Genomic DNA, 9,055 nt, shown 5'->3' with positions numbered 1-9,055 from the left:
CCTGCTCCACCCGGCGCGCGTCGAGCGGCGCCGGCGGCGCGGAGCGCCCGCGCGGCGGGCGGCCGAGGACGCCCTGGAGATCTTCTCGCGGTGCGAGGCGCGGCCCTGGATCGAGCAGGCGCGGCACCGGCTGTCCCGCCTGGAGACGGGCCTGCGGGACGGTCCCGCCGCGGCCGGTTCCGCCGCCCGGGCGTCGCTGACCGAGGGGGAGCGGCGGATCGCCGTCCTCGTCGGCCAGGGCGCCACCAACCAGCAGGTGGCCAACCGGCTGTATCTGAGCGTGAAGACCGTCGAGGCGTCCCTCACCCGCATCTACCGCAAGCTCGGCATCCGCTCCCGGGCGCAGCTCGGGGCGCTGCTGGGCGGCGGGCCGGCCGGTCCCGGGGCGTCGCCGCCGCACTAGGGAACCCTTGTCCGCCCCCTGGCCGTGTAGGGGTTTCCCTTGCGGTGCGGCGCCCCTCCCTACACCTCTTGTGCAGGGAGAACTTTCCGATGACATGCCGGACATGGCGTGTCATCGTTCCCGAGGCAACCCCCCACTCCGGAGTTCCGCGGCCCCACCGGGCCGCTGGAGCGCTCCCCCTCGGGCGTCCCCCGCGGCGGCCGGCAGACAAGGAGTACCCCCGTGAGATCCACGACCCCCGGACGCGCCCACAGGCGCGTCGCCCTGAGCACCTCCCTGGTCACCGTCGCCGCCATGGCGCTGCTGAGCATGCCGATGGGCCCGGCGTCCGCCGCACCCGCGCGGGCGCCGAAGGGCGACCCCGGCCAGCTGCCGGCGAAGGTGAGCGCGCAGGAGTACAGGACGCTCGTCGGCCGGGCCGCGGCGCGGCAGGACGAGACCAAGTCCGCGCTGAAGCTCGGCGCGAAGGTCGGCCTGAAGGTGAAGACCGTCGTCAAGGACCAGGACGGCACCACCCACACGCACTACGAGAGCACCTACGAGGGCCTGCCCGTCCTCGGCGGCGACCTCATCGTGCACCGGTCCAAGGCCGGTTCGATCGAGCGGGTCTCCCAGGCGCTCACCAAGCCGCTGGAGGTGGAGACCGCGCCGAAGACCCTGGTGCCCACCAAGCCGAACACGCCGAAGGCCGAGGGCAGCGTCGCCCCGCGCAAGGTCGTGTGGGTCGGCGAGGGCGGCGAGCCCGTCCTCGCCTGGGAGACCGTGGTCGGCGGGACGCAGAGGGACGGCACGCCCAACCGGCTGCACGTCCTCACCGACGCCGTCTCCGGCAAGAAGATCATCGAGTGGCAGGGCGTGCAGACCGGCACCGGCAGGAGCCAGTACTCCGGCACGGTCCAGCTCGGCACCAGCTCGTCCGGCGGCGGCTACGTCCTGCGCGACACCGGGCGCGGCAACCACGACACCACCAACCTCAACCGGGCCACCTCGGGGCGCGGGACGCTGTTCTCCGACGCCGACGACACCTGGGGCGACGGCACGGCGAGCAACAGCCAGACCGCCGCGGTCGACGCCGCCTACGGCGCCGGGGAGACCTGGGACTTCTACAAGACCGTCTTCGGACGGTCGGGGATCCGCGGTGACGGCGTCGGCGCGTACTCCCGCGTCCACTACGGCACCAGCTACGTCAACGCCTTCTGGGACGACAGCTGCTTCTGCATGACGTACGGCGACGGCCAGGGCAACAGCAAGCCCCTGACCGAACTGGACGTCGCGGGCCACGAGATGACGCACGGCGTCACGTCCAACACGGCCGGCCTGGTCTACCAGGGCGAGTCCGGCGGCCTGAACGAGGCGACCTCGGACATCATGGCCACCGCCATGGAGTTCTGGGCGAACAACTCCAGCGACGTCGGCGACTACCTCATCGGCGAGAAGATCAACCTGCGCGGCGACGGCGCGCCGCTGCGGTACATGGACCGTCCCGGCAAGGACGGCTCGTCGCTGGACAGCTGGTCGCCGAACGCCGGGAACGTGGACGTCCACTACTCCTCGGGCATCGCCAACCACTTCTTCTACCTGCTGTCCGAGGGCAGCGGCTCCAAGGTGATCAACGGCACCGCGTACAACTCGCCGACCTCCGACGGCAAGCCCGTCACCGGCATCGGCCGGGAGAAGGCCGCGGCGATCTGGTACAAGGCGCTCACCGAGGAGATGCGCCCCACCACCGACTACGCCGACGCCCGCCGCTCCACCCTCGCGGCCGCGTCCAAGCTGTACGGGCAGTCCAGCGCCGAGTACGCGGCGACAGCGAACGCGTGGGCCGGCGTCAACGTCGGCGGCCGCGTCAGCGACCCGGGGCCCGGAGACCCCGGCCCCGGCGACCCGAGCGGATCGTGGGCCGCGGGCACCGCGTACAACACCGGCGACGTGGTGACCTACGACGGCGCCAGCTACCGATGCCTCCAGGCCCACACCGCCATGCCCGGTTGGACCCCGCCCAACGTCCCCGCCCTCTGGGAGAGGATCTGACCGAACCCGCGCGCCGCGGTGCTTCCGCCGAGCACCGCGGCGTCGCGCTGCCCGTCTCCGGTGCGCTCCCGCCTTCGCTGCCCGGTCGTCGTGGCGAGGCCGCCGGACGATCGATCAGAGGTAGTCGGCGGTGTTCCTGACGGCGCCGAACCTCGGGAAGGTGCGCCGCACGGCGAAGTCGTGCTCCTCGGCGGTGCGGTCGGACATCGCGTCCGCGACGAACTCGAGCTCGTAGCCGTGGTCGCTCGCGACCCGCGCGGTCGACTCCACGCCCATGGTCGTGACGAGCCCGCCGAAGACGAGCGTCGTGATCCCCCGCTCCCGCAGGCGCTCGTGCAGATCGGTGCCGTGGAACGCGCCGATCGTCCGCTTCACGACGACGATGTCGCCGGGCGCCTGGAGCCCGGGCGCCAGCTCGCTGCCCGCGGGCTGCTCGGGGACGTTCGGACGCTCGACCCGCACGAGCGCGACCGGCCGCCCCTGCGCGCGGAACGCCTCGGCGAGCGTCCGGCAGCGGTCGAACACGTCCTCCCCGGAGTGGGGGGCGAGCGGCAGGGCCATGATGCGCGGCATGAGGTCGATGAGGACGAGCCCGGAAGACATGAAGATCATTTTAGGGTGCCTGGAGCCCGGGGGCGGGTCAGTCCCAGCGGGCGCTGCGCTGGCGCTTCACGTTGCTGCGGCGCTTCTTGTTCTCCAGCCGGCGCTCGTTGATGCCCCGGGGGACCTTCTTGGGGATGCGCTTCTTCGGGGGCGGGGCCGTCGCCTCGGCCAGGAGGGTCGCCAGACGGGTGCGGGCCGCGTCGCGGTTGCGCTGCTGGGAGCGGTACTCCTCGGCGCGGATCGTGAGGACGCCGCGGACCAGGCGGCCGGACAGGCGCTCCAGGGCGCGGGCGCGCAGCGGCTCGGGGAGGGACGGCGAGTTCGCGACGTCGAAGGAGAGCTCGGCGGCGGTGGCGCTGGTGTTGACGTGCTGCCCGCCCGGCCCCGAGGAGCGGGAGAAGCGCCAGCCGAGCTCGGACTCCGGGATGGAGACCGAGCCGCGGACGTGGATCTGGGCGGGCATGCCCCCATTGTCGCAGGGAAGGGCCGGCCCGGTCGCTCCAATATCGCGAGCCGCCGCGTCGCTCCGGCGGCCTCCGGCTCGCGGGTCCGACTGGCGGCCGCTGAAAGTACTTACTTACACTGGACGCCATGACCGTTCTCGCCGATGACCATGCCGATGGACCAGGACTCTTCCGGGACGACGACCTCATCCGCGTCATCACGCGGGAGGGCGTGCTGATCGCCGCGGGCGGGGCCGCGTCGCTCCTCCAGACCGCGCACCCCAAGGTCGCGCAGGGCGTCTACGACCACAGCTACACGGCGGACGACCCGCTGCGCAGACTGCGGAACACGATGGGATGGCTCTACGCGGTGCAGTTCGGGACGAAGGAGGAGGCCGAGACCTTCAGCGCCCTGGTCACCAAGGGGCACGCGGCCGTCACGGGCCCGGACTACGAGGCGAACGACCCGGAGTTGCAGGTGTGGGTCGCGGCCACGCTGTTCGCGGTGGCGGTGCAGTTCTACCAGCTGGTCTTCCGGCGGACGTTCACCGACGCGGAGCTGGAGGAGTTCTACCGGCAGACCAAGGTCTACGCGACGATCCTCGGCTGCCCGGAGGAGCGGATGCCGGAGACGTACCCGCGGTTCCGCGAGTACTACGCGGGGATGCTGCGCGGCCTGGAGATCACCGACGCGTCGCGGGCCATCGCCGAGCAGGTGCTGAACCCCAGGCTGCCGGGCGGGCCGCTGCACGCGCCCGGGCTCGCGGCGATCCGGCTGCTCACCGCGGGGCTGATGCCCGCGCCGATCCGCGAGCAGTACGGGTGGACCTGGAACGCGGCACGGGAGCGCCGGTTCCGCCTCCTGGTCGGCGTGATCGCGCTCGTGTACCCGCGGCTGCCGCTGCGCGTCCGCACGCTGCCGCGCGAGTACTACCTGCTCACGACCCGCCGCATGCTGGCGAAGCTGAAGCGCCGTCCGGCCGTCGCGGTGCGGGGCGCGGCCCCGGAACAGGGCTGACCGCAGGCCCGGGCGGACCGGACGGCCGGCCGGAGACGAATGTGAGCGGCCGCGCGACCCACAGGCAGGTCGCGCGGCCGCTCTCCCTTGCTCGGTCCTCCCGCCCGGCCCGGCCGGGAGGACCTACCGGCCCGGGTCGCCGCCGGCCGCCCGCTCCCCCCAGAGCCCTGGCCGGACGGCGTCCCGGGTCAGACCGATGCGCCGGCGATGATCGCGTCGGCGGCCTTCTTGGCGGAGTCGATGGAGATGGCGAAGCCGACCCCGATGTTCCCCTCGCTGCTCCCGGACGTGGCGATGGCGGTGTTGACGCCGATCACCTGGCCCGCGGCGTTCACCAGCGCGCCGCCGGAGTTGCCGGGGTTGATGGCGGCGTCGGTCTGGATCGCGTTCTTGATCACGGTCTGCTGCTGCTGCGACAGCCGTCCCTGGAGCCCCGGCGGGAGCTGCTGCTGGTCGCCGCCCTCCTGGATCTCACGGCCCAGGGCGCTGACGATGCCGGACGTCACCGAGCCGTCCAGCCCGAGCGGGCTGCCCACGGCGAGGACCTCGTCGCCGACCGAGACGCGGCCGCCGGTGCCGAGCGTCGCGGGCTTCAGACCCGACACCCCCTGCGCCTTGACCACGGCGATGTCCTCCGCGGTGTTCGCGCCGAGGACCCGCGCCGAGGCCGTCCTGCCGTCGCTGAACTTCACCGCGACCTGCTGGGCGCCCGACACCACGTGCGCATTCGTGAGGATCACGCCGTCCGAGCGCAGGACCACGCCCGAGCCGCCCTCCACGCCGGACGCCGTCTGCGCCTGGATCGACACCACGCTCGGCTGAACGGCGGCGGCGACCTGCGCGGTCGTGCTCTTGGACGAGACCCCCGAGACGGCCGTCGGGCTCGCGTAGACGGTGCTCTTGTGCGTCAGCGCCAGCACCACGCCCGCGCCGGCGCCGCCCGCTCCCAGGGCCAGCGCCATCGCGGCGCCCACGGCGGCGAGCTTGTGCCGCGTCGTGCTCAGCACACCCGTGCCGAACATGCCCGGACGGGACGGCGCCGCCGGTTGCTGCCGCGGCGGGACGTCGCCCGCCCACTGCGGGTAAGGCTCGAAGCCGGGTGTGCTGGACTCTCCGGGTCTGCTGGGCTCCCAAGGCTGCTGTTGCGGCCGGTCGGCGTTCATCGGATCCCCCTGTCGCTCTCTCACCATGAAGAGTGCGCCCCGGGTCTGCAGGCCGCCTGGAGCCGACCTGAAAGTGTGCTGAACGCCTGAATGCCATGAAAAAGCGGCCGAAGGGTGGTCCCTTCGGCCGCCGTGCCGACCGTCGCGAAGCTGGCCAGGGCGCGGCCTCCCGCTCCCCGTCGAGACCGGGGCGCGCCCTGTGGATCCATTGGAACCCACAATCCTGAACGTTTCCTGAACGGGGCGGCGGTGTTTCCCGACCGCCGCCCCTAGTCGTCCGCCAGCGGCAGGACGACCGAGAACGTCGCGCCCTCGCCGGGCGCGGAGTCGGCCCGGACGACGCCCTCGTGGGCGGCGACGAGCGCGGCGACGATGGCGAGGCCGAGACCCGCGCCGCCGTCGTCGCGCGAGCGGCCCTCGTCGGAGCGGTAGAAGCGCTCGAAGACCCGTTCCACCTGGTCGGGAGCCAGCCCGGGCCCCTGGTCGGCGACCGCGACGACCGCGGCCGGCTCGCCCCGCAGAGTGCCCGGCGACAGCCGCACCTCGACCGGCGTGCCCGCCGGGGTGTGCGTGACCGCGTTGGCGAGCAGGTTGCCGAGGACCTGCCGCAGCCGCGGTTCGTCCCCCAGCACCTGGTACGCCAGCCCTCCCTCGACGGTGAGGTCGATCGTGCGCTCGGGTGCCAGGACTCTCGCCTCCTGGACAGAGTCGGCGGCGACGGCGAGCAGGTCCACCGGGCGCCGCTCGATCGGGCGCTGGCGGTCCAGCCGGGCGAGCAGCAGCAGGTCCTCCACCAGCAGGCCCATCCGGGACGCGGTCTCCTCGATCCGGCCGATCAGCCGGCCCAGCTCCTCGGGGGAGCGGGCCGCGCCCTGCCGGTAGAACTCGGCGAACCCGCGGATCGCGGTCAGCGGGGTGCGCAGCTCGTGGCTGGCGTCCGCGACGAACCGCCGCATCCGCTCCTCCGAGCGCCGCGCCGTCTCCTCCGAACGCCGCGCCGCCTCTTCCGAGCGCCGCGCCGCCGCCTCCGACTCCGCCCGCGCCCCGAACGCCGCCTCGATCTGCCCGAGCATCGTGTTCAGCGACCGTCCGAGCCGGCCCATCTCCGTCCCCGGGTCCGCCTCCGGGACGCGCCGGGACAGATCGCCCGCCGCGATCGCACCCGCCGTCTCCTCCACCGCCGACAGCGGGCGCAGGCTGGCCCGGACGACGCCGACGCCGACCACCGCCAGCACGGCCAGCACGGCCAGCCCGACGATCGCGTCGATCACCACCAGCCGCTGCACGGTCCGGTCGATCTCCTCCAGGCTGAACGCGAGCACGATCACCGCGCCGCCGGGGATCGGCTCGGCCAGGATCCGCCACGTCGACCCGCCGGTCCCGGTCACGGTGAACGGCCGGTCGACGTGCTTGTTCAGGTCGGCCGGCAGGCGCGGATGGCCGGCCTCGCTCCACGCCTCGTTCTGTCCGAGCGAGCGGCCGTCGGTGGTGCGGACCTGCCCGTACATCTCGCTCGGGATCCGCACGGTGATCCGCGTCTGCCCGCTCTCCAGCTGCGGGACGACCTGGTCGATCGCCCGCCCGACCGAGCCGCGCAGCTGGTCGTCGGCCCGTCCGACGAGGTACTGCCGCAGCACGGACGCGCCCGCCGCGCTCATCACCGTCATGCCGAGCGTGACCAGGACGAGCATCCCGGCGATCAGCTTGACGCGCAGCGACGTGCGGGCCCACAGCCGCGCGAGGCCCCCCGCCGCGGCCGCGCCGCCGGCGCCCCGCGCCGAGGGAGGGGCGGCCGCCGAAGGGACCCGCGTGACCATCAGCCCGTTCTCGACGGCTCGCGCAGCACGTAGCCGACGCCGCGCAGCGTGTGGATCAGCCGGGGCTCGGTGTTGTCGACCTTGCGGCGCAGCGCGGAGACGTACGACTCGACGATCCCCGCGTCGCCGCGGAAGTCGTAGTTCCACACGTGGTCGAGGATCTGCGCCTTGGACACGACCCGGCCCGCGTTCGCCATGAAGTAGCGCAGCAGCTTGAACTCGGTCGGCGACAGCTGGACGGGCCTGCCGCCGCGCCACACCTCGTGGCTGTCCTCGTCCAGTTCGATGTCGGCGAAGACCATGCGCGGCGGCGGCTCGGTCACGCCGCCGCGGAACCGCCGCAGCACCGCCCGGATGCGGGCGATGACCTCCTCCAGGCTGAACGGCTTGGTGACGTAGTCGTCGCCGCCGATCGTCAGCCCCTTGATCCGGTCCTGGACGGCGTCCCGCGCGGTCAGGAACAGCACGGGGGTGTGGTTCCCGCCGGAGCGCAGCCGCCGCGCGACGTCGAACCCGTCGATGTCGGGCAGCATCACGTCCAGCACGATCAGGTCGGGCCGGTGCCGCCGCGCCGACTGGACCGCGTCCGCGCCGTTGGTGGCGGTGATCACCTCGAAACCGGTGAAGCGCAGGCTGCCGGCGAGGAGCTCCAGGATGTTGGGCTCGTCCTCGACGACGAGCAGCGTCGCCTCAGCCGCCCTGCCGCCGTTCGCCGTACGTTCGACCACTGGCACAGTCCCCCTCCACATCATCGCAGAGGTTGCCATCCCAACCTGAACGTCACCTGAATGCGGGCAGAGGACAGGTTGAGCGCCTGCGCGGGACGGGCGGGTCGCGCCCCGGTTCCGGCCGGGGCCTAGGGCCTGTCTCGACGTGGGCCGGGACTGTGGAACACAGCCCTACTCGCGGAGGGCGCGGATCGCCCGCATCGCCTTGCGCCGGGCGTCCCCGGACAGCACGTCGATGTAGACCTCGCCCGCCAGATGCCCGCACTCGTGCTGGAGGCAGCGGGCGAAGTAGCCGGTCCCCTCGACGCGGACGGGCCTGCCCTTCACGTCCACGCCCTCGACGACGGCGTGGTGGTGGCGGGGGGTGTCGAAGCGCAGGCCGGGAACCGACAGGCAGCCCTCCGACTCGACCACCAGCTCGCCGTCGGCGGCGACCAGCGTCGGGTTCACGACGTGGCCGACGTGGCGGCGGCCCCGGTCGTCCTCGACGTCGTAGACGAAGATCCGCAGGCCGACGCCGATCTGGTTGCCGGCGAGGCCGGCGCCGTCCTCCTCGTACATGGTGACGAACATGTCGTCGACGAGGCGCTCCAGGGACGCGTCGAACGTCCGGACCGGGTCGCACTCGGTGCGCAGGACCGGGTCGCCGAGAAGCCTGACCGGGCGGGCGGTTCCGCGCGGATGGGTCCGTTTGCTCACCTGAAAGATCCTATATAGGGCGCCGGATCCCGGAGAACGCGCAGGGCGGTGCGCCAGGCCTGCTCAGGGCCCGGCGGCTCCCGGATCAGCAGGCCGAGGATCCCGTGCCCGTGCGGCCAGTGGCCGATCGCCTCGATCTCCTGGTCGCCG

The 9,055-nt window shown here is 73.1% G+C and carries 9 protein-coding genes; 3 read left to right on the top strand and 6 right to left on the bottom strand.

What is annotated here, in order from left to right; all coding sequences use genetic code 11:
• The coding region (locus AB0K37_RS37780) for a helix-turn-helix transcriptional regulator (RefSeq protein WP_363989792.1) at positions 1–403 on the top strand (403 nt) is incomplete at its 5' end.
• Between the two features lie 222 nt (positions 404–625).
• Positions 626–2,434, top strand: a complete 1,809-nt coding sequence (locus tag AB0K37_RS37775) for a M4 family metallopeptidase (protein WP_363989789.1) — start codon at positions 626–628, stop codon at positions 2,432–2,434.
• 114 nt (positions 2,435–2,548) lie between these two features.
• Here the strand turns inward: AB0K37_RS37775 and AB0K37_RS37770 are convergent, their stop codons facing one another.
• Entirely contained in the window at positions 2,549–3,037 is a 489-nt protein-coding gene (locus tag AB0K37_RS37770; RefSeq protein WP_363989786.1) for an isochorismatase family protein, read from the bottom strand.
• Positions 3,038–3,074: 37 nt separating this feature from the next.
• The gene (gene arfB, locus AB0K37_RS37765) at positions 3,075–3,500 is read right to left on the bottom strand and encodes an alternative ribosome rescue aminoacyl-tRNA hydrolase ArfB (RefSeq protein WP_363989784.1); all 426 of its coding nucleotides are present in this window, start codon (positions 3,498–3,500) and stop codon (positions 3,075–3,077) included.
• 128 nt (positions 3,501–3,628) lie between these two features.
• On the opposite strand from arfB, the gene AB0K37_RS37760 reads away from it, so the two are divergent.
• The gene (locus AB0K37_RS37760; protein ID WP_363989782.1) at positions 3,629–4,498 is read left to right on the top strand and encodes an oxygenase MpaB family protein; all 870 of its coding nucleotides are present in this window, start codon (positions 3,629–3,631) and stop codon (positions 4,496–4,498) included.
• Between the two features lie 188 nt (positions 4,499–4,686).
• Here AB0K37_RS37760 and AB0K37_RS37755 read toward each other — a convergent pair whose 3' ends face one another.
• The 4 genes from AB0K37_RS37755 to def form a co-directional block, all read right to left on the bottom strand.
• Entirely contained in the window at positions 4,687–5,661 is a 975-nt protein-coding gene (locus tag AB0K37_RS37755) for a trypsin-like peptidase domain-containing protein (protein ID WP_363989779.1), read from the bottom strand.
• Between the two features lie 269 nt (positions 5,662–5,930).
• Positions 5,931–7,478: an ATP-binding protein gene (locus AB0K37_RS37750; protein WP_363989776.1), complete on the bottom strand. Its 1,548-nt coding sequence runs from the start codon at positions 7,476–7,478 to the stop codon at positions 5,931–5,933.
• Entirely contained in the window at positions 7,478–8,206 is a 729-nt protein-coding gene (locus AB0K37_RS37745) for a response regulator transcription factor (RefSeq protein ID WP_363989795.1), read from the bottom strand. Before AB0K37_RS37745 ends, AB0K37_RS37750 begins: the two co-directional genes overlap by 1 nt.
• 171 nt (positions 8,207–8,377) lie before the next feature.
• A complete protein-coding gene (gene def / locus AB0K37_RS37740; protein ID WP_363989773.1) occupies positions 8,378–8,905 on the bottom strand; it encodes a peptide deformylase in 528 nt (175 codons plus the stop codon).
• Positions 8,906–9,055 lie beyond the last annotated feature (150 nt).

It is taken from the genome of Actinomadura sp. NPDC049753 (assembly GCF_040674655.1).
Classification (GTDB): Bacteria; Actinomycetota; Actinomycetes; order Streptosporangiales; family Streptosporangiaceae; genus Spirillospora; species Spirillospora verrucosospora.
The sequence above is the reverse complement of the archived record's forward strand: the minus strand, read 5'-3'. Positions and strand labels throughout refer to the sequence as shown.

Excerpts from the sequence above, each read along its gene's own strand:
- AB0K37_RS37770 (WP_363989786.1), bottom strand. The coding sequence starts at position 3,037 with ATGTCTTCCGGGCTCGTCCTCATCGACCTCATGCCGCGCATCATGGCC.
- arfB (WP_363989784.1), bottom strand. The coding sequence starts at position 3,500 with ATGCCCGCCCAGATCCACGTCCGCGGCTCGGTCTCCATCCCGGAGTCC.
- AB0K37_RS37760 (WP_363989782.1), top strand. The coding sequence starts at position 3,629 with ATGACCGTTCTCGCCGATGACCATGCCGATGGACCAGGACTCTTCCGG.
- AB0K37_RS37755 (WP_363989779.1), bottom strand. The coding sequence starts at position 5,661 with ATGAACGCCGACCGGCCGCAACAGCAGCCTTGGGAGCCCAGCAGACCC.
- AB0K37_RS37750 (WP_363989776.1), bottom strand. The coding sequence starts at position 7,478 with ATGGTCACGCGGGTCCCTTCGGCGGCCGCCCCTCCCTCGGCGCGGGGC.